Raw genomic sequence first — 20,250 nt, forward strand, 5'->3', positions numbered from 1 at the left:
CGGTTCAGCGCGGGTGCGGGTCGAGACGCGCATGCAGGCGGCGCAGCGGAGCCGGTGCCCACCAGTTGTACCGGCCCGCGAGGGTCATGGTCGCGGGGACCAGCAGCAGCCGGACGACCGTGGCGTCGAGGGCGACGGCGACCAGGAGCCCGAGCCCGATGGCCTGTACGGGTACGAAGCCGGCGGTCAGGAACCCGGCGAAGACGACGCCGAGCAGGAGCGCCGCCGACGTGATGATGCGCCCGCTGCCCTGCAGCCCGTCGGCCACGGCGCGGTCGTTGTCGCCGGTCTCCAGCCACCGCTCCCGGATGCGCGACAGCAGGAACACCTCGTAGTCCACCGACAGCCCGAACGCGATCGTCGCCACGAGGACCGGTACGGAGACGTGGGTGGCCGACAGCCGCCCGGTGCCGAACCAGCCCGCGAGATGGCCCTCCTGGAACACCCACACGACCGCGGCGAGGGCGGCACCGATGCTCAGCACGTTGGTGAGCACGGCCTTGACCGGCAGCAGGACCGAACCGGTGAACAGGAACAGCAGGAGCAGGGTGCCGACGGCGATGATCGTCACCGCGTACGGGAGGTGCGCGGTGATGGTCCGCTCGTAGTCGACGAGCAGCGCGGTGTGACCCGTGACCGCGACCTCGACCGGTGCGTCCAGGGCCCGCACCGCCTCCACCGTCCGGCGGGCGGCGGCGGTGTGCGCCGGACGGTCGATTGCGGCCCGCAGCACGGTCACCGGTCCCAGCGGGGTGGTCTCGACACCGGTCACGTGGGCGATGCCGGCGATGCGCGCACGCAGGTCCCTCACCTCGACGCTGCCGACCGGCGCGGCGACGACGACCACGACGTGCGCCGGCCGCGCGAGCTCGGGAAAGTGGACCGCCATGGCGTCGTGGAGCTGGCGGGTCGCCGTGGCGTCGGGGAGGAGCCGCGCGTCGACCTGGGCGAGCCGCAGATCCAGCACCGGCACGGCGAGCATCAGCACCGCGCCACCGGTGGCGAGCATGGTGAGCAGCGGCCGGCGCCGCACGCCGCGGGCGATGCGGGCGAACACCCCGGCGCCGGGCACCACGGCCGCGGTCGGTCGGATGCGGTGGCCGAACAGGACCAGGATGGCCGGCAGCAGGGTCAGCGCCGCGAGCACCACGACGGCGATCACCCCGATGCCGGCGAGGCCCATCGAGCGCAGGAACGGTTCGGGGAACACCAGCAGCCCGGCGAGCACGGCCCCGACGGTCAGCCCCGAGTAGGTCACCGTCCGCCCGGCGGTCGCGAGCGTGCGCCCGACCGCCCGCCGCACATCGGGATCGGTGGCGCGCTCCTCCCGGAACCGGCTGACCATCAGGAGCCCGTAGTCGACCGCGAGACCGACCGACAGCATGGTGGCGACCTGGATCGCGTACACCGAGACGTCGGTGACCAGGCTGAAGCCGTACAGGACGGCGAGCGTGCCACCCACGCCCACCACCGCGACGACGAGGGGGATGCCGGCGGCGGTGAAACCACCGAAGACGACCAGCAGCAGGAGCAGCAGCACCGGGGTGGTGAGCAGTTCCGCCCGCTGCACGTCGGACCGGGCCTGGGCGTTGAACTCGTCGTCGGTGAGCGGTCCACCGGCCACGACGACCCGGCCCGGCGCGACGCCGTCCAGCCGCCGCGCGACCTCCCGCGCGGTGGCGTCGACACCGTCGCCCGGCGCCAGCCGGACCCGGACCAGCAGCGCCCTCCCGGTGCGCGTCGACGGCACGGGGCCGGTCACCTCCAGCACACCGGGGACGCCGCGCAGCCCCGCCACCGTCGCGTCGGCGGCGGAGCGGACGGCCGGGTCTGCGGCGTCGCCGTGCACCACGGCCGTCAGGTCGACCGGCTCCGGGCCGGCCCGTTCGATCAGCGCCCCGGCGCGTTCGGACTCGCTTCCCGGCGTACCGCCGACGTCGCTGACGAGCCGGTCGAACACCCCGACCCCGACAGCGAACGAGGCGACGACGGCCACCAGCCACACAGCGACGACGAGCAGAGGACGACGTACGACGACAGACATGCCGCTGATGGTCGGCGCCGGGACCGGGCGGCCGGAACGCCCGGGAGACGGAGCCGGCTCACTCCTGAGGACGAGCGGTCACCAGGCCGGACTCGTAGGCGAGGACCACGGCCTGCACTCGGTCGCGCAGCCCGAGCTTCGCCAGCAGGTTGCTCACGTGGGTCTTCACGGTGTGCTCGGTGACGTACAGTTCGGCGGCGATCTCGGCGTTGGACAGCCCGCGGGCCAGCGCCCGCAAGGTGTCGGTCTCCCGCGGGCTCAGGCCGGCAATCCGTTGCGACGGAGCCGGAGCCGGCCTCGCGGCGAGGTCGGCGATGAGCCGACGGGTCACGCTCGGGGCCAGCAGCGCCTCGCCCGCGGCGACGACCCGCACCGCGTCGGCCAGGTCCCGGCCGCGCATGCTCTTGAGCAGGAAGCCGCTCGCGCCGGCCCGCAACGCGGCGTAGACGTGCTCGTCGACGTCGTAGGTGGTCAGCATCAGGACCCGCACGGACGTGCCGGCACAGATCGCCGCGGTGGCCGCGATGCCGTCCAGACCCGGCATCCGCACGTCCATCAGCACCACGTCGGGCGACAGGCTCCCGGCGGCCGCGACCGCGGCGTGGCCGTCACCGGCCTCACCGACGACGGTGATGTCCGGCTCGGCGTCGAGGATCTCGACGAGCCCGTCGCGCACCAGCGCCTGGTCGTCGGCGACGACGACCCGGATCGGTTCACCCATGCGGGTCCGCCTCCCGCCGCGGTGGGGTGATCGGCAGCCGGGCCACGACCACGAACCCGGTGCCGTCGTCACCGTGTCCCGTGTGCAGGTCTCCGCCGAACGCGTGGACGCGTTCGCGCATGCCGATCAGCCCGCGCTTGGTTGCGGTCGGCGTCGGCGCGGGGCCCGGTGCCGTGTCCGGCGCCGGGCCGCGTCCGTTGTCGTGGACCCGGACGTCGAGCGCGCCGTCGCGCCAGTCCAGAGCGACCCGCAGCCGGGTGGCGTCGGCGTGCCGGACGGCGTTGGTGACCGACTCCTGCACCAGCCGGTAGACCGCCACCGCGACGTCGGCCGGTACCCGCGGACGCGTCCCCGACTCGACGAGGTCGGCGTCCAGTCCGGCGAGCCGGGCCCGCTCCAGCACCTCGGGTAGATCGTCCAGGCCCGGCTCCGGCCGTCGCGCCGCGCCGTCGTCCCGGAGGACGCCCAGCGCCCGGTCGAGCTGGGACAGCGCCTCCCGCCCGGTGCCGGCGATCGTCTCGAACGTGCGGGTCGTGCGCGCCTGCCCGGCGGCCCGGACGATGCCGGCCTCGGCCTGCACCACCATGAGGCTCACCGAGTGCGCCACGATGTCGTGGATTTCGCGGGCGATCCGTTCGCGTTCGCGGGCGGCCGTGGCCTCCTGCGCCTCCGCGAGGCGCCGGGTGCGCTCCTCCAGCATGCTGATCCGGTCCCGTCGGGCCCGGACCCCGACGCCGAGCGCGTACGCGACGACGAACGGCAACGCGGCCGTGCCGACCGCGGCCGGCCCGACTCCGAGGTCGAGCACCACGAGCACCGTGACGAGCACCCCGATCGCGGTACACACCATCGTCAGCACCCGCCAGACCGGCCCCGCGAGCGCCGCGACCGTGTACGTGGCGATCAGCTGCCCGTACGGCAGGGGGATGCTGCGGATGGCGTCGGTGACCGCGAGCCCGATCGTGCCCGCGCCGACCAGCGCCGCCACGACGACCGGCTGCCGACGCCGCCAGACCAGCGGCAGCGACGCCAGCGCGGCCAGGACGAACAGCGACGGCCCGCCGTACCAGGGGACCTTGACCGGCACCGCCACCGTCATGAGGAAGCACAGCACGGCGGTCAGCGCGTCGACCGTCGTCGGCGGAAGCGTCTCCCACCGGCGGCCGACCGCCCGGAACCTGCCGACCATCGCGCCGCCCTCCAGACCCGGCCCACCGCGCCACGCGGTCAGTATCGGCCACCGGAGGTCGACCGGCCTCACTCTCACGATGGAGGGTGCGCCGTAATGGGTTCGTAAGCCGCCGGGACGGCCGTCGCGGACGCGCGTCTCCTACCGTGATCCCTGGCGGGCCGCCTTGTCGATGCACACCGATGCGAGGGAACGAGGCGTATATGGGGGACAGGGGACGCACTCTGAGGGCGTTGGCGGGCGTGCTGCTCGCGGCGCCGGCGATCGTCGGGTTCACGGCGGTGCCTGCCGCGGCGGTCCAGCAGGCCTGCGACGCGGTGACCAACCGGTGGGAGGTCGTCGACCTCGGCGCCGGATGGGCGTCGGACATCAACGACGACGGACACGTCGTGGGCACGAGGACGGTGTCGTATGACCGGGTCGGGGCGATCTGGCACGACGGCGTGGTGACCGACCTGCCGGCGCTGGGAAGCGGGTACTCCGCGGCGTACGGCATCGACGCTGCCGGCACGGTGGTGGGCTACTCGACCGCGGCAGACGGGGCCCACGCCGTGCGCTGGACGAACGGTCAGATCCAGGACCTGGGAACGGGAGGTGGGTACGCCGGGTTCGCCAACGCGGTGAACGGGCCGCTCGTCGTCGGGTACACGCTCGTCAGCGGCGCGTCCTCGGCGGACGGGGCGAGCCGGGCGGTCGTCTGGCGTGATGGCGGGGCGGTCCGCCTCGACCTGCCTCCGGCCAGCCGGGCGGTGGACGTGACCGCGACCGGCCGGGTCGCCGGCACGTACCGGACGCCCGACGGCTTCCCGAGTACGTGGACGCGCACCGACCGCGCCTTCGTCTGGCGCGACGGCGTGGTGACCGACCTGGGCACCCTCGGCGGCAACTTCTCGCGGGCGCAGGGCATCAACGACCGTGGACAGGTGGTGGGTGACTCCATCACCGCGTCCGGATTCGGCACCGGCTTCATCTGGAGCGCCGCCACGGGCATGCGGTCGCTGCCCGCCTTCGACGGCGCCACGAGACCCGTCGACGTCAACAACTCCGGTGTCGTCGTGGGGATGCACAGTTGCGGCAGCGTGTACGGCGACTCGTACCCGTCCGTCTGGACGAGCACCACGGCCCTGCCGCAACGGCTGCCGCTGCCGGCCGACGCCTCCACCTCCTTCTCGTCCGCGGCGGCGGTCAACGACCGCGGTGAGATCGTGGGAACCGCGACGGTGTCCGGCGACTACCTTCCGCACATCATGCTGTGGCGGCCACGGGCAGGGGTCTGACGGCCAGCGACGACCGGTGAGCGACCGCACGGCGGCAGGCCCCGCCGCCGTGCGGTCGTCGTTCTGTCGTGGTCGACGACAGGCACCACACACCGCACCGGGACCCTTCATCCCATCGCCACCGCGCGGATGCCACCAGGGCCGAAAGTCCCGAACCCGCGCACCGACCGGAACCGTTGGTACACCTCGGATTCCGGCCGTCAACGGGTGCTTTTCTTCGCCTTAAGTTCGGTGCAGCCATCCGATTTGTCCGCTGAAAGTGTCGTATTCATTTCTCCTGACACGACACGCGCGACGAGAGGATGCGACAGTGCCCGTTTCAGCGACGGCCCGTCGGAGGAACGCCCTGAGGCGCGTCATCGCCGTACTCGCGCTGGGAGTGCTCGGCGGTGTCCTGCTCGGTGCCGCACCCGCGCCGGCCGCGCCGGAGGACGACCCCGCGCCACCCGGGTTCGTGCTGCCCGAGCAGGTCGACCTCCGCAACTTCACCGACGCCGACAAGGTGTTCCTGGACAAGGTGAAACAGGCCGGCCTCTGGGAGATGCCGGCCGGCGACCAGGCATCGCGCAAGGGTCTCGGCCCGCGGGTCAGGGAGGTCGGCGGGCTCATCGCGTCGGACCACAAGGTGCTCGACGACGACGTCGAGCGCGTCGCGGCGCGTTTCGGCTACCGCCTTCCGACGGAGCCGAACGTCGACCAGCGCGAGTGGCTGAAGGAGCTGAACGCGACGACCGGCCGGGACTACGACGCGACCTTCGCGCAACGGCTGCGGTACGCACACGGCGTGGTGTACGGAGCCATCGCGAACGTCCGCGCCAACAGCCGCAACGCGCTGATGCGGCTGTTCGCGAAACAGTGCGAGATCTTCGTGCACCGGCACATGTCGCTGCTGGAGAGCACCGGCGAGGTCGACTTCGACGGCCTGCCGCCGGTCAACGTCCCGAAGGGAAACCTCCGCGCCGCCGACATGAAGAACCATCCGCTGACGATGATCGCCCTGTTCGCGCTCACCGGCGCCATCGGCGTCGTCGGTGTGACCCGCGCCCTGCGTGGCACGGCCTGACCCGGGAGCCGCACCGACGATGAACGACATCGACCCGATCCACGTCCTCGCCGCGACCGTCGGCTTCTCCTCTGCCGCGCTGCTGTGGCTGGCCCTCATCGCGGGGCTCATGGTGGCCCGCGGCTGGACCATGACCCGGCTCAAGCACACCACCATGCTCACCATCCACGGTGTCCTCGCCGTGCTCGGGCTGACCCTCGGCACGGTGCACGGCTTCGCCCAGCTCACCCCGCCGACGGGAACGGTCGAGCTCGTCGACGTCGTCGTTCCCTTCACCAACGAGGTGGATCCGTGGGGGATCGGCGCCGGGGTCATCGCGCTGGAGGTCATGACCGCCGCGGCCGTGTCGCTGTCGTTCCAGAAGCTGATCGGCTTCCATCGCTGGCGGGCCCTGCACGCCACGGTGTACGCGGCCTACACGGCGATGACCGTGCACGTGCTCGTCTCCGGCTCCGAGACCGGGTTCACCTGGGTGCAGATCGTGGTCGTCGCCCCGTGGGCGGCCGCCATGGTGCTGTGGCTGAAGGGCCCGCGCGACGGGGGTCGCGGTCAGGACGCGATGTTCGCCCGCAGCCGCGCCAGAACCACCTCGGTTCAGGTGGACCCGGTGCGGTGCGTGCGGTTCGGGTTCTGCGAGCAGGAGGCGCCGGAGACCTTCACCCTGCGGGGCGACGGCCAGCTGGCCTACCGGTCCACAGTGGACGACGAACACCTCGACGCGGTCGTGCGGGCCGCGCGTGCCTGTCCGGCCCGCGCCATCGCCGTGGCGCAGGGCGGGCGCGTCGGTGACCCGCGGGTGATCCCGCTCCGCATGACCGCCGACCCGGTTGGCCCGGCGCCGCATCAGCGGTCGGATTACGGTCACCGCGGATACTGAGGAAATGCCCTCCGGAATGGTTTTCGGCGACGATGTGGTCGCAATTGACCCACTGCGCTGTCCCTTCGTGGATCGCTGCTGATCGCAGTTGCGCACTTTAGCAACTGCGATGGTCGGCAGCCAGTGGGTGACCCGAACGGGTCGAGAATCGTCCGTCCGGGCGGGGTCGCGATGGACGTTGAGCCGGGGGATCGGGCTGTCCGGGGGTGGGCCGGTTGCCGCCGGGCGTCCTTAGGGTATGTGCAGCCGCAGGTCCGTCCCCGGCCTGAGCTGCCTAAACGCATCGGAAGAAGCCAATGCTTCGCGCGGGTCCCCGGCAGCCGGCCGCCGCGGGGTTCCGCCTGCCTTCGAATCGAGGAACGTCAAAGGAGAAGCCATGCCGGAAATGGATATCGCGCTCAAGGACGCCATGCAGATCGACGGCGCGCTGGGCGTCGCGCTGGTCGACTACACGAGCGGGATGGCGCTCGGCACGGCGGGCGGCGGCCGGGACTTCGACATGAGCGTGGCGGCGGCCGGCAACACCGACGTGGTGCGGGCGAAGCTGCGCACCATCGAGCTGCTCGGCCTGCAGGACGCGATCGAGGACATCCTGATCACGCTGGACAGCCAGTACCACCTCCTCCGGCCCATCACGAGCCGGTCGGGCAAGGGGCTGTTCCTGTACCTCGCCCTGTCCAAGAACCGCGGCAACCTCGCACTGGCCCGCCGGCAGCTGCGCCTGATCGAGGAGCACCTGGACATCTGACGGAGTTGGACGCTGTCGCGGCGGCGGCTGCCCGCGCCGCCAATGGTGACCGCGTCGCCGAAGTCGGCGGGGTGGGTGGGCTTCGGCGCCCGGCTTTCGACTGGTGACGCCGAGGCTCACACCGCCATTTGGATTCGTATGGAATCCGCGACCGGCACGCATCCGATGGCGCAGGATCGATCGCGGCTCATGGCCCGTCTTTCGGATCCGCCTACCATCAGGGAGCATCGATGTCTGACCGAATTGGCAGAAACACACTGCTGCGAGCGGCGGCCGCCGCCCTCGTCGGCCTGGCCGCGATGTTGGGTGTCGCCGCACCGGCCAGTGCCGACGTCATCGTCCCGCCCGGCCGCTCGGGCAACATCTGTTCCGGATACCTGCTCCACCAGGCGTCGGGCGTGCGGTTCCAGACCTGTGCGTGGGCGGACGACAACGAGGTCTACTTCACCGTCAACTTCAAGAACCCGACGGCCAGTGCCAAACGGATGGCCGGGATCTACCTCGGCTTCTACCACGCCGGATCGTTCAACGCCTGGTGCCTGCAGGACTATGGCTGGCAGGACAACGAGATGATCGTAGTGCCGGCCGGCGGGGTCAAGGGAACGCCGACGGCCGAGTGCGCGTACCCCCGCACCAGAGGGGCCTACCAGGCGACCGCGTGGGTCGGCAACACCGGCCCGGTCACCTCGGACTCGCTGCAGGTCCAGTAGCACCTGCACACCGTGCGACGCCCAGGGGCGGGCCGCTCATGCGGCCCGCCCCGCGGGCGTCCACGATGCTTTACGAGTCCCGCCTGCCAACAGATCCTCGCCGTGTTCGCCGCCACCGGCATCCCTTGCGCTCGTTACCGACGGGGCCGCCACCGGTCAGGCGAGGGCGGCGCGGACGGCGAAGGTCATCGCCGCCCGGGTGGCGGCGGTGCCGTCGACCGGCGCGATTTGCAGCCGTTGCTCGCGGTGGACCAGGAAGCGACCGCGGAAGTTGACCGACTCGAACGACGTGTTGCGGCCGCTGAGCCCGGCGACCGGGCAGAACGTCGCGTCGGCGGCGAACGGTGGAGTGCTCTCGCGCCGGTGCAGGCGGATCGCGAAGTCCTGGTGCCGCAGGAAGAACCCGGGGAAGTTGACCGCCTCGAACGAGACGCACCGGGCGTCGGACAGGCCGGTGCGCACGATGAACGACGAGTCGGCCCGGTCGAGACCCGGGCTGTGCGGCCCGATGCGGTCGATCCGCCCCACGAAGTCGCGGTGGCGCACCAGGAAACCGGGGGCCGACACCGGTTCCAGCCCGATCCGGATGCCGACGGCCACCTCCGGCGGGCGCGCCGGCGCCGTCGTCGTGGGAGCAGCGCCGGCTCCGGGTGCGGAAGCGTCGGATGCGGGGGCGCTGGAGCCGGACGCGCCGGGCACGGTCGCCGTCGGCACCGGCGGGCTCGGCGTGACGGCTCCGGGCGGCGGGACGGCCGCCGGCAGCCCGGTGGCGGTCGGGTCGTCGCCCCACTGTCCGGCGAGCACGCTGACCGGCAGCAGCAGGACCGTCGCCGCGACCACGCCGACCAGGAGCCGGCGTCGGCGCGGCGGGTCGTCACCCGGCCCGATGACAGGCCCGATGACGGTCCCGGGCGCGTCGGCCGTCTGCGTCTGCGTCTGCGTACCCGTCTGTGGTCCGCTCCCGGCGGGACCCTCACCAGGCACCGGGCCCTCCCGTCATCGCTCCGTCGCGGAAGAATCAGCCGAATCTGCGGAATCTGCGCGATCAGTGGAAACAGTGGAAACAGACGAACCGGATAGACCTTGTCACTCCAACCGCATGTCGGCAAGGTGGGGCGTCGATTCCGGGCGCGGATACTGGCGGGGAAAGCGGGCGGCGAGCACGAGAAGCAGCTCGAACCTGCCGGCGGGATCGTCGAGGTCGGCGCCGAGCAGCTCCCGCAGCCGTCCCATGCGGTAGCTCACCGTCTGGGGATGCACGAACAGCTCGGCCGAGACCTCCGAACGCGCGCCCCAGTGCCGCAGCCAGCTGTGCAGCGTGGCCAGCAGCGTCTCCCGCTGGGCCGGGCGCAGGTCGGCCAGCGGCGCCAGCCGGCGGGCCGTCAGCACCGCCAGCGCGCCGGCCTCACCCCGCAGCGCCAGCGTGCCGAGGTGGTCGTCGGCGAAGACCGGACCGGCCGCAGCGGGCACCAGCTCGGCGGTCAGCTCGGCCAGCCGCACCGCCTCCGGCACCCGGGGCCAGTCGACCGCCGGACCGGCCACGGCACCGCGGCCGGCGAGCATGTCGGCCAGGTGCGGCCGCGTCGCGCGCGGGCCGTCGCGCACCAGCAGCACCGCGTCGCGGGGGCGTTCAAGGAGGACGCCGTCGGCACCGAACCGGAACCGCGCGTCCCGGGCGTGGTCCAGGGGCACCACGATGGGGACCACCGTGGTGAACCCGCTCCACCCGATGCCGGCCGCCGTCGTCGCGACGACCGTCTCCGGTGCGCCGCCCCGCAGCAGCAGCTCGGCCAGCCGCCGGCGCCGGTCACCCTCGCCCGCCTGCTCCTGCACCTGGCGGGCGAACCCGTCGGTGCTCGCGGCGGCCAGTTCGTCGACGAACGCGGTGACCGCGTCGGACAGGTCGATCAGCACGTCCGGGTCGAGCGGCCGCACCGTCGCCAGGGCCTCCGAGGCCGCCCGCAGCAGGCACCGGCCGGCCGTGCGGTAGGCGGCCAGCACCGCATCGGGTCCCCGGTTCTCCCGCGCCTCGGCCGCGCCGAGGGCGACGAAGAACTCCCGCAGCCGCGGCGGCAGCGCCGCCGCGTCCGTGCCGACCAGCTCGATGAACCGTTCGAGTGCGACCCGCGCGGCCGCCCGCACGTCGCGTTCGAACTTGGCGTCGGTGATCGACGCGAACGCCGGTGCCGCCTCGGCGACGGCGCCGCTGACCGTCCGGACGGTGGCCGGCAGGTCGGGCAGCATCGCCTCGGACAGCTCCACGGGCAGGCGTTGCCACGGGGTCGGGAGCAGTGGCGCCGGGTTCATCCCGCGATTTTGTCACGTCGTGCTAAAAAGGCGGCCGGTTCCCACGAGCCGGGTGACGGTGTTTCGTCCCGCGCAGCGGCCGACGATTGGTCTACTCGGAAGCGGGACACCGACTGGGGGAACCTGTGATGCAGCACCGCGCCTCGCGCCAACACGTCGTGGACATGTGCCGGACCATGCTCGAACGCGGCTACCTCAAGGCCACCGAGGGCAACGTGTCGGTGCGCGTCCCCGGCCGCAGGCTCTACGCGGTGACGCCGAGCAACTACGACTACGACCGGATGCGCGTCGAGGACGTATGCATCGTCGACTTCGCCGGCAAGCACGTCCCCGACGGGCCTGACGGCAGTTCAGCCGATGGCCTCGTGCCGTCGATCGAGTGCGGCATGCACGCCAACATCTACCGCCAGCGCCCCGACGTCAACGCGATCGTGCACACCCACCAGCCCTACGCCTCGGCGCTCGCCTTCCTGCGCAAGCCGATCCCGCCGCTCACCGACGAACAGGTGCGCTTCCTCGGCCGGCAGGTCGCCATCGTCGACTACGCCCCGTCCGGCACCGGGTTCCTGGCGCGCAACGTCCAGAAGAAGGTCGCCGGCGGCGACAACGCCTTCATCATCGCCAACCACGGCATCGTCGCCCTGGGCACCGACCCCGACCGAGCCGTGTTCAACATGGCGCTGCTGGAGAAGGTGTCCATCGCCTACCTGATGGCGCTCACGACCGAGGCCGGCAAGGTGTACACGATTCCCGCGCCGATCCGGGAGATCGCGTTCGCGAAGCTGCGCAAGGACGAGAAGCGCATCGGCGCGCAGGTCAGCCTGTCGGTGCCGCCGGTGCGCGTCCCGGTCACCGAGGACCTTCCCAGCGCCGACGCGAAGGCCGCCGAGATCGCGGCCTCGCCCCCGGCGGTGGCCGCGACCGCGGAGGTGGCCGGCAGCGAGGCGGCCCAGCTCGGATACGCCATCAGCGCCTACCCGGACGTCGCCGACACGATGCGCCGGCTGGCGGCGCTGGTGGCCCAACCCGTGCGCGGGCTGCGCCACGACGCGCTGCTCGACGTGCTCGGCTACTTCGACACCAAGTGCCGGGCCAGCCAGGAGCTGACCGACCGGGCGAAGAAGCGGATCCCCGGCGGGGTCCAGCACAACCTCGCGTTCAACTACCCGTTCCCGCTCGCCATCGACCGGGCCGACGGCGCCTACCTCACCGACCGCGACGGCAACACCTACATCGACTTCCTGCAGGCCGGCGGGCCCACGATCCTGGGCAGCAACTACGGGCCGGTCAACGAGCGGGTCGCCGAGGTGATCCGCGAGTCGGGACCGGTGACCGGCATGTTCCACGAGTACGAGCTGAAGCTCGCCGACATCATCCACCGGTACATGCCGCACATCGAGATGTACCGCTCGCTCGGCTCCGGCACCGAGGCGGTGATGGCCGCCGTGCGCGGCGCGCGCGCCTTCACCGGCAAGAACATGGTGGTCAAGGTCGGCGGCGCCTACCACGGCTGGTCCGACACGCTCGTCTACGGGCTGCGGGTGCCCGGCACGTACCGGATGAACGCCAAGGGCATCCCGTTCGGCGCCACGCTCAACACCCGCGAGGCGTTCCCGCACGACCTCGGCGCGTTGCGGCGCAAGCTCGTCGAGAACCGGGCCCGCGGCGGCACCGCCGCGGTCGTCGTCGAACCGCTCGGACCGGAGTCGGGCACCCGCCCGGCACCGCGCGACTTCAACCGGAGACTGCGCGCGCTGTGCGACGAGTTCGGCGCGCTGCTCATCTTCGACGAGGTGGTCACCGGCTTCCGGGTCGGGCTCGGCGGCGCCGCCGGGTACTTCGGCGTCACCCCCGACCTGACCGTGTTCGGCAAGGCCGTGTCGGGCGGGTACCCGATGGCCGGCGGCGTCGGCGGGCGCGCCGACGTCATGGCGGTGTTCGGATCCGGCCTCGACGGCAAGAACGGCGCGCACATCCAGGTGGGCGGCACGCTGTCGGCCAACCCGCTGTCATGCGCCGCCGGCTACTTCGCGATCGAGGAGATGGCGCGCACCAACGCCCCGGTGATCGCCGGCCGGGCCGGTGACCGGCTCACCCGCGGCCTGCAACGCCTCATCGACAGGCACGGCCTGCCGTACGTGACGTACAACCAGGGCTCCATCGTCCACCTGGAGTGCAGCGGTGTCATGCTGCTCGACATGCGCAACCCCATCAAGCTGTTCAAGGAGAACAAGGCCCGCAAGCGCCTGATGGAGCAGATGGGCGCCGCGTACGCCGCGCACGGCATCATCACGCTGGCGGGCTCGCGCATGTACACCTCGATGGCCGACACCGACGAGGTCGTCGACACGGCGCTCGACCGGTTCGACCAGGTGTTCGCGCTCGTCGAGGGAGTCTGATTGCCGCCGGAGCAGATACTCGCGATCGACCTCGGCACCTCGGGGATGAAGGCCGCCCTCGTGGCGGCCGACGGAACGGTCACCGGGTGGGCCGAACGCGCGGTGGCGCTGCACGTGCTGCCGCGCGGCGGCGCCGAGCAGGACCCGGTGGAGTGGTGGGACGCGCTGGCCGCCGTCGTGGCCGACCTCGGCCGCGCCCACCCCGACCACCTGCGCGCGGTCACCACCGTCTGCTCCTCGACCCAGGGCGAGGGGACCATCGCCGTCGACGCCCACGGCGAGCCGCTGACCCGCTGCATCAGCTGGCTCGACATGCGCGGGGCGGCCAACCTGCGCCGGCAGTTCGGCGGCTTCCCGTCCCACGGCGGGTTCTCCGTGCGCCGGATCGCGCGCTGGCTGCGTCTCACCGGCGGAATGCCGTCGGTGACCGGCAAGGACCCGGCCGCGCACATGCTGTTCGTCCGCGACGAGCTGCCGCACGTCTACGAGCGCACCGCGACCTTCCTCAACGTGCTCGACTGGATCAACCTCAAGTTGACCGGGCGGACGGTGGCGACGGTCGACTCGATCCTCACCTCGTGGGTGACCGACAACCGGCGCCCCGGCGACATCCGCTACTCGCCCGCGCTGGTGGCCGACTGCGGCATCGACCGCGACAAGCTGCCGCCGATCGTCGCCTGTACCGAGGTGATCGGCACGCTCTCGCCCGCCGCCGCCGGGCACCTCGGGCTGCCCGCGTCGGTGCGCGTCGTCGCCGGGGCGATCGACAACACCGCGGCCGCCGTCGGCGCCGGCACCACCGGCGACAACCAGCCGCACCTGTACGTCGGCACGTCCTCGTGGATCGCCGCGCACGTCCCGCGCAAGAAGACCGACGTGGTCGCGCAGATCGCGTCGGTGCCGTGCGCCGTACCGGACCGCTACCTGATGACCGCGCTGCAGGCGACGGCCGGCGCCAACCTCACCTGGCTGCGCGACAAGGTCGTCGAGTACGACGACCCGCTGCTGAGCGCCGGCCACATCAGCCGCGACGAGGGCACCATCTTCGACGCGTTCGACCGCATCATCCCGACCGTGCCGCCGGGCGCCGGCGGCGTGCTCTACACCCCGTGGCTGTACGGCGAACGGGCGCCGGTCGACGACCCGAACCTGCGGGCCGGCTTCGTCAACATCTCCCTCGACACCACCCGGTCGGAGCTGCTGCGGGCGGTCTTCGAGGGCGTCGCGCTCAACACCCGGTGGCTGGCCCGCGCGGTCGACCGGTTCCTCGGCGCACCGGTGACGTCGATGGCGATCACCGGCGGTGGCGCGCAGTCCGACTCGTGGTGCCAGATCTTCGCCGACGTCCTCGGTGTCGAGATCCGCCGCGACGCCCGTCCCGTCGCGGTCAACGTGCGCGGTGCCGGCTGGATCGGTGCGGTGGGCACCGGACTGGTCTCGTTCGCCGACCTGCCGGACCTGATGAAGAGCGACCACGTCTTCGAACCCACCGCCGCCCACCGGGCCGTCTACGACGAGCTGTTCGACGTCTACCGGTACCTGCACAAGCGGCTCGCCCCGGTGTACCGGCGCCTCAACCGCTGACGACCAGCGGGATCCCCTCGCGGTAGGTCGGCACCGTCGGGGTCCAGCCCAGCTCCCGCCCGGCCCTGGCATTGGAGACGCGCATCGAGGTGGTCATGAGCGTGTGGACGTACGGGATAGCCCGCAGCGTCCAGGTCGGCACCCGCCGCGGCCGGCGAACCCCGAGCTCGGCCGCGAGCGTGTCGAGGAAGTCCGCCCACCGCACCGGTTCGTCGTCGACGATGTTGTACGCCTGGCCGGGGCGTCCCTTCTCCAGGGCGGCCACCGTCGCGGCGGCGGCGTCCTCCAGGTGGACGAACGCGGCGAACCCGCCGCCCGACGACGGCACCGGCAGCCGGCGCTTGCGGACCAGGTCGACGATCATCCGGACGAAGCTGTCCCGGCCGTAGAACAACCCGTACCGCAGCGCGACACCCTCGATCCCGTCGGCCGCGAACACCTGCTCCTCGGTCGAGCGGATGGCCGCGACCGCCGGCCCGACCAGGCCGGTCGTCGGCTCGCCGAACGGGTCGTCCTCGGTGATCACGTGCGACCCGTGGTCGCGGTAGCCGTACCCGAACACGATCGACTGGGTGAGGAACCGGCGGGCGCCGACCGCGTGGGCGGCGGCGAGGAGATGCGCGGTCCCCGTGGTGCGCAGGGCGTTCGTGTCCCGCATCGCCTGGCGCATCTTCGTGGTGCCCAGCGCGGTCAGCTGGTGCACGACCGCGTCGGCGCGCACGCCGCGCACCGCGGCGAGCAGGCCGTCGCGGTCCATGACATCGGCGACGACGGCCTCCGTGCCGCCCTCGCGCAGCCGCCCGGCGGTCGCCGCGCTGCGGGTGATGCCGACGACCTCGTGGCCGGCGGCGACGAGCTGACGGGTGAGCGGCGTACCGACGGCGCCCGAGGCGCCGGCGAGCAGGACCCTCATGCGTTCTCCCCTTTCGTGCGGTTCCACCACACGCAGACGGCGAACCGGCCGGCCGTGTGACAGCCGGCCGGTGTGGCGGCCCACACACGCGTCCACCGGGCACGGCGGCTTGACCATGACGCAGCGTCAACCTTTCATGCTGGCCGGCATGAGCATTCCCTCGACCGGCCCGGCGATCCACGTGCGGGGCCTGGAGAAGTCGTACAAGGACCTGCGGGTGCTCCGCGGCGTCGATCTCGACGTGGCCGCGGGCAGCATCTTCGCGCTCCTGGGCGCGAACGGCGCCGGCAAGACGACGATCGTCAGGATCCTGTCCACGCTGCTGCGGGCCGACTCCGGAACGGCGCGGGTCGACGGCTTCGACGTCGCGACGCAGGGTGCCGAGGTCCGCGCGTCCATCAGCCTGACGGGTCAGTTCGCGGCCGTCGACCAGATCCTCAGCGGACGCGAGAACCTGGTGCTGGTCGCCAGGCTGCGGCACCTGCGGGAGCCGGGCGCCGTCGCGGACGGCCTGCTGGCGCGGTTCTCGCTGACCGGGGCGGGAGCGCGGCGGGTGGCGACGTACTCCGGTGGGATGAGGCGCCGGCTGGACATCGCGATGAGCCTCATCGGGAGTCCACCGGTGATCTTCCTCGACGAACCGACGGCCGGGCTGGACCCGGAGGCGCGCCTCGAGGTGTGGCAGGCCGTACGGACGCTGGCGGAGGGCGGCACGACGGTCCTGCTCACCACCCAGTACCTGGAGGAGGCCGAACACCTCGCCGACCGGATCGCGATCCTGCACGAGGGCCGGATCATCGTCGACGGCACCCTGGCGGAACTGAGGCGGTTGCTGCCGCCGGCCACGGTCGAGTACGTCGAGAAGCAGCCTACGCTGGAGGACGTCTTCCTCGCCGTCGTCGGCGCGAAGGGTCGGGACCGGGGATGAGCGCACACCACCTCGTCGACACCGCCGTGCTCACCGGGCGGACCATGCGCCACGTGACCCGCAGCCCGGACACGATCATCACGACCGCGGTCACGCCCGTGGCGATGATGCTGCTGTTCGTCTACGTGTTCGGCGGCGCGATCGACACCGGCCCGGACCCGTACGTCACCTACATGCTGCCAGGCATCCTGCTCATCACGATCGCGTCGGGCGTCTCCTACACCGCCTACCGGCTCTTCGGCGACATCCAGGGCGGGATCTTCGAGCGGTTCCAGTCGATGCCGATCGCCCGGTCGGGCGTGCTGTGGGCGCACGTCGTGACGTCGCTGGCCGCCACCCTGGTCTCGCTCGTGGCCGTCGTCGGCGTCGCCGTGCTCATCGGCTTCCGCTCGGGCGCACCGGTGGTGGACTGGCTGGCGGTCGCCGGCATCCTCGTCCTGTTCACCCTGGCGCTGACCTGGCTCGCGGTCATTCCCGGCCTCACGGCCACGACGGTCGACGGCGCGAGCGCGTTCGCGTATCCGCTCATCTTCCTGCCGTTCATCAGCTCGGCGTTCGTGCCCACCGCGTCGATGCCAGGTCCGGTGCGGGCCTTCGCCGAGCACCAGCCGGTGACCTCCATCGTCGACACGATCCGGAACCTGCTCACCGGGCAACCGGTCGGCACCGGCATCTGGGCCGCCCTCGCCTGGTGCGTCGGCATCCTCGTCGTCGCCTACGCCGTCGCCACCCTCGTGTACCGGCGGAAGATCTCCTGAGGCACGGCAGGATCGGACCATGCTGACGATCAGCCAACTGGCGGCGTACGCCGGCGTCACGGTGCGGGCGGTGCGGCACTACCACCAGATCGGGCTGCTGCCCGAGCCGGAACGGGACGCCTCGGGGTACCGGCGGTACGGCGCGAAGGCTGTCGTGTCCCTGATCAGGATCCGCACCCTGGCCAACGCCGGCGTGCCGTTGGCGCAGATCGCACTGCTGCTCGACGCCGACGCGTCGGCCTTCGCCGAGGCGGTGCACCGGATCGACACCCACCTGCGCGAGGAGATCGAACGGCTGGAGACCAGCCGCCGGCAGATCGCGGAACTCGCGGCCGGGGACGGCCTGGGGCTCGCGCCGGAGGTGGCCGTCTACCTCGACCGCCTCCGGGGGATCGGGATGTCCGAGCGGATGGTGCTGGCCCAGCGGGACGGCTGGATCCTCATCGCGGCCCGCTGGCCCGAGCACGTCGCCGAGTGGGTCCAGGGGAAGATCGCGGAACTCGACGATCCGCACGTCGCCCGGCTCTACCGCCTGATCTCCGAGATCGGCGAGTGCGAACCGGACGACGACGACCCGCGTCTGGAGGAGCTCGCCGACACCATGGCCCGCATGGCCCAGCAGGCCTACGACGCGGGCGAGCTGACCGTCGAGGAGACGACGGCGCAGGACGACCTGCCGTTCGACCTTCTGGACGCGCTCGCTCTGGAGACCGACCCGCGGGTGCGCCGGTTGATGGAGCTGATGCGCGAACGGGGGTGGGCGCGGTGGACCCGACTGGACCGGCTGCCGGAAACCCCGGCCTGAGGACGTCGTGCGTCAGGTGCGGGCCCGGTCGGGGCGGCGTCGTTCGGCGCGACGCCCCAGCGCGATCTGCGTGAGGAGCGTCAGCACGCCGGCGAGTACGATCGCGGCGAGGTTGATGCCCAGTTGCACCGTCGACCCGACGGCCTCGTTGGCGACGCCGTACGCGATGGCGACGGCGGCGTTGGCCGCGGCCGGCACGGTGGTGACCGAGATCAGGACGCCCACGAGGGTGCCCGCCTTGGCCGAGGTCAACGACAGCATGCCGGCGATGCCGGCGAGGAAGCCCACGACCCAGGACAGGGCGTCCGGGCGCCAGATGAAGTCGGTCAACGGCCGCTTGGCGAGCAGCATCGACTCGTCGACGAGGCCGGCGGCGGTCAGCAGCCACGTCGTCACGACGGTGACGGCCATCCCGACGGCGAAGCCGACGAGCAGGGCCGTGGCGGACCTGCCGACGAGGCGGGGCCGGCGCCGCACGAGGCCGACACAGAGCGCGGCGAGAGGGCCGAACTCCGGGCCGACGACCATCGCGCCGACGATGAGGATCGGCTGGTCGAGGAGCACGCCGATGCTCGCGATGACGGTGGCCACGATCATGAAGACCAGGTACGACCAGGACAGCCGGGTCTCCTCGCCCGTCTTCTCCTCGAGCTCGTGCCACACGACGGCGTCGACGCCGAGGCCGGGCACGCGGTTCGCGGCACGCCGGGCCGACTGCGACAGTGCCGCGTCGACGTGTTCCATCACGATCGCGCCGTCGCGCTCCAGGCCGAGGGACCGCAGCCGGTCGAGCACCGCTGTCGCGCCCTCGCGGACCACGTCGAACTCGACGAGGTCGCCGGCGGGCGACCGGGCGGCGCCCGGCAGGACGACGAGGTGGATGACCGCTTCGTCGTCGCACAGGAGCGCCTCGATGGTCGCCGTCGAGGCGGGAGGTGCGAGGACCCGCACGTGGAGCATGTCCATGCCGGAATCCTCGCAGCCGTCTCCGTTGTCCGGGCCGCGCCGGGCCGGCGTGGACAGCGGGACCGCCGGCCGGCCGAGCGGTGGCCGGCCGGCGGGGGTCTCAGGGGACCAGGCAGGCGGGACGCGGTGCGACCGGCACGGCCGCGGCCGCGGGGTACAGGTCGGCGCCGCCGTTCGTGCAGGAGACCGTCAGGATGCGGTCGGCGCCCAGCTCGGCGCGCAGGCGCCCGGCGACCTCGCGGGCGGCCGCCGTCGGCGTCACCACGACCGGCAGGCTGCCGATCTCCAGGAACTCTCCGACGAGGGCCGCGTCGCGCCGCAGCGTTCCGGTGTTCGCCGCGACATGCAGCGCGACGACGTCGTGCCGCGGCAGGAGGGTGCGCAGCCCGCCGGTCACGAGGGGCGTGTCGGGGCCGGACCGGCGCTCGTTCGATCCGCAGACCACGATCAGCTCGTCGTTGATGGCCAGCTCGGCCAGGCGGGTCACCACAGCTGCCGCGTTCTGGCGGGCCTCCCGCTCGTCGACGACCACGATGGTCATCACCGTCGTGGTGGTGCCGATCAGCAGCTGTGACCAGCGTGGCTCGGGCCGGCTGTCGAGCGGTCCGCGCCCGGCCGCCCGGCCCGCCCGCCGCCGCCCGACATGCGGAGCGAACGCCGCGACGAGTCGCCGCATCGTGCGGTGGCCCAGCGTGTGGAGGAACTCCGCCGCCGGCGACCGGCGTGCCGGGGCGTCGGCGCGCACAGGGGGCTGCTCAGTCACGAGAGACGTCATGGTTGTGATCCATCCGTGGTCGAGGGTGCCGCGCTACACAGCGGGGTATCGCGCCTGGCGGCTTGGTGCACCCGTCCGGTGACTCAGCGTGCCGCAGAATGGGGACGCTCCACCAGCCCCAGTCCTGTCCGGCCAGTTCTGGCCCGGAGACCCCGTCATGCATGATCGGCGGGCCGGTCAGGTCGG

At 72.4% G+C, this 20,250-nt stretch carries 18 protein-coding genes; 10 read left to right on the forward strand and 8 right to left on the reverse strand.

Annotated features, from left to right (window positions below; genetic code table 11):
- Positions 1–4 precede the first annotated feature (4 nt).
- From Voc01_RS32625 to Voc01_RS32635, 3 genes are read right to left on the reverse strand one after another with little or no spacing between them, the layout of a single operon-like run.
- Positions 5–2,044 (reverse strand): MMPL family transporter, encoded by a 2,040-nt coding sequence (locus Voc01_RS32625; protein WP_203931449.1) that lies wholly within the window; start codon positions 2,042–2,044, stop codon positions 5–7.
- A 58-nt stretch (positions 2,045–2,102) separates the two neighbouring features.
- A complete protein-coding gene (locus Voc01_RS32630; protein WP_203931450.1) occupies positions 2,103–2,765 on the reverse strand; it encodes a response regulator in 663 nt (220 codons plus the stop codon).
- Positions 2,758–4,032 (reverse strand): sensor histidine kinase, encoded by a 1,275-nt coding sequence (locus Voc01_RS32635; RefSeq protein WP_203931451.1) that lies wholly within the window; start codon positions 4,030–4,032, stop codon positions 2,758–2,760. The genes Voc01_RS32630 and Voc01_RS32635 overlap by 8 nt, the downstream gene beginning before the upstream one ends.
- A gap of 125 nt (positions 4,033–4,157) precedes the next feature.
- Between Voc01_RS32635 and Voc01_RS32640 the strand changes: the two genes are divergently transcribed.
- The 5 genes from Voc01_RS32640 to Voc01_RS32660 all read left to right on the forward strand — a co-directional run bounded on the left by Voc01_RS32640 (position 4,158) and on the right by Voc01_RS32660 (position 8,629).
- Positions 4,158–5,231, forward strand: coding sequence for a hypothetical protein (locus tag Voc01_RS32640; protein ID WP_203931452.1), 1,074 nt, complete (start codon positions 4,158–4,160; stop codon positions 5,229–5,231).
- 310 nt (positions 5,232–5,541) lie between these two features.
- Positions 5,542–6,294, forward strand: coding sequence for a DUF4142 domain-containing protein (locus Voc01_RS32645; protein ID WP_203931453.1), 753 nt, complete (start codon positions 5,542–5,544; stop codon positions 6,292–6,294).
- Between the two features lie 19 nt (positions 6,295–6,313).
- Positions 6,314–7,171: a ferredoxin gene (locus Voc01_RS32650; protein ID WP_203931454.1), complete on the forward strand. Its 858-nt coding sequence runs from the start codon at positions 6,314–6,316 to the stop codon at positions 7,169–7,171.
- Between the two features lie 376 nt (positions 7,172–7,547).
- Entirely contained in the window at positions 7,548–7,919 is a 372-nt protein-coding gene (locus tag Voc01_RS32655) for a hypothetical protein (protein ID WP_203931455.1), read from the forward strand.
- A 230-nt stretch (positions 7,920–8,149) separates the two neighbouring features.
- A complete protein-coding gene (locus Voc01_RS32660) occupies positions 8,150–8,629 on the forward strand; it encodes a hypothetical protein (RefSeq protein WP_203931456.1) in 480 nt (159 codons plus the stop codon).
- 156 nt (positions 8,630–8,785) lie between these two features.
- On the opposite strand, the gene Voc01_RS32665 is transcribed toward Voc01_RS32660, so the two are convergent.
- Together Voc01_RS32665 and Voc01_RS32670 are read right to left on the reverse strand one after the other, a co-directional pair.
- On the reverse strand, positions 8,786–9,613 hold the full coding sequence (locus tag Voc01_RS32665) for an AbfB domain-containing protein (RefSeq protein ID WP_203931457.1): 828 nt from the start codon (positions 9,611–9,613) through the stop codon (positions 8,786–8,788).
- 102 nt (positions 9,614–9,715) lie between these two features.
- A complete protein-coding gene (locus Voc01_RS32670; RefSeq protein ID WP_203931458.1) occupies positions 9,716–10,936 on the reverse strand; it encodes a PucR family transcriptional regulator in 1,221 nt (406 codons plus the stop codon).
- 128 nt (positions 10,937–11,064) lie between these two features.
- Here Voc01_RS32670 and Voc01_RS32675 point away from each other — a divergent pair, with 128 nt between their 5' ends.
- Both Voc01_RS32675 and Voc01_RS32680 read left to right on the forward strand, forming a co-directional pair.
- Positions 11,065–13,335, forward strand: a complete 2,271-nt coding sequence (locus Voc01_RS32675; protein ID WP_203931459.1) for an aminotransferase class III-fold pyridoxal phosphate-dependent enzyme — start codon at positions 11,065–11,067, stop codon at positions 13,333–13,335.
- Positions 13,336–14,919 (forward strand): xylulokinase, encoded by a 1,584-nt coding sequence (locus Voc01_RS32680; protein WP_239160627.1) that lies wholly within the window; start codon positions 13,336–13,338, stop codon positions 14,917–14,919.
- Here Voc01_RS32680 and Voc01_RS32685 read toward each other — a convergent pair.
- Positions 14,909–15,832, reverse strand: a complete 924-nt coding sequence (locus Voc01_RS32685; protein WP_203931460.1) for an NAD-dependent epimerase/dehydratase family protein — start codon at positions 15,830–15,832, stop codon at positions 14,909–14,911. The genes Voc01_RS32680 and Voc01_RS32685 overlap by 11 nt on opposite strands.
- A 148-nt stretch (positions 15,833–15,980) precedes the next feature.
- On the opposite strand from Voc01_RS32685, the gene Voc01_RS32690 reads away from it, so the two are divergent.
- The 3 genes from Voc01_RS32690 to Voc01_RS32700 are packed head-to-tail and all read left to right on the forward strand — an operon-like array spanning position 15,981 to position 18,323.
- Positions 15,981–16,760, forward strand: coding sequence for an ABC transporter ATP-binding protein (locus Voc01_RS32690; protein ID WP_239160628.1), 780 nt, complete (start codon positions 15,981–15,983; stop codon positions 16,758–16,760).
- Positions 16,757–17,518, forward strand: a complete 762-nt coding sequence (locus tag Voc01_RS32695; protein WP_203931461.1) for an ABC transporter permease — start codon at positions 16,757–16,759, stop codon at positions 17,516–17,518. Before Voc01_RS32690 ends, Voc01_RS32695 begins: the two co-directional genes overlap by 4 nt.
- Positions 17,519–17,537: 19 nt before the next feature.
- On the forward strand, positions 17,538–18,323 hold the full coding sequence (locus tag Voc01_RS32700; RefSeq protein WP_203931462.1) for a MerR family transcriptional regulator: 786 nt from the start codon (positions 17,538–17,540) through the stop codon (positions 18,321–18,323).
- 12 nt (positions 18,324–18,335) lie between these two features.
- Here the strand turns inward: Voc01_RS32700 and Voc01_RS32705 are convergent, their stop codons facing one another.
- Together Voc01_RS32705 and Voc01_RS32710 are read right to left on the reverse strand one after the other, a co-directional pair.
- A complete protein-coding gene (locus Voc01_RS32705) occupies positions 18,336–19,289 on the reverse strand; it encodes a DUF389 domain-containing protein (protein WP_307781598.1) in 954 nt (317 codons plus the stop codon).
- 100 nt (positions 19,290–19,389) lie between these two features.
- Positions 19,390–20,064, reverse strand: a complete 675-nt coding sequence (locus tag Voc01_RS32710; RefSeq protein WP_203931463.1) for a hypothetical protein — start codon at positions 20,062–20,064, stop codon at positions 19,390–19,392.
- Positions 20,065–20,250 lie beyond the last annotated feature (186 nt).

The sequence above is a fragment of the Virgisporangium ochraceum genome (assembly GCF_016863655.1).
In the GTDB taxonomy this organism is placed as follows: domain Bacteria; phylum Actinomycetota; class Actinomycetes; order Mycobacteriales; family Micromonosporaceae; genus Virgisporangium; species Virgisporangium ochraceum.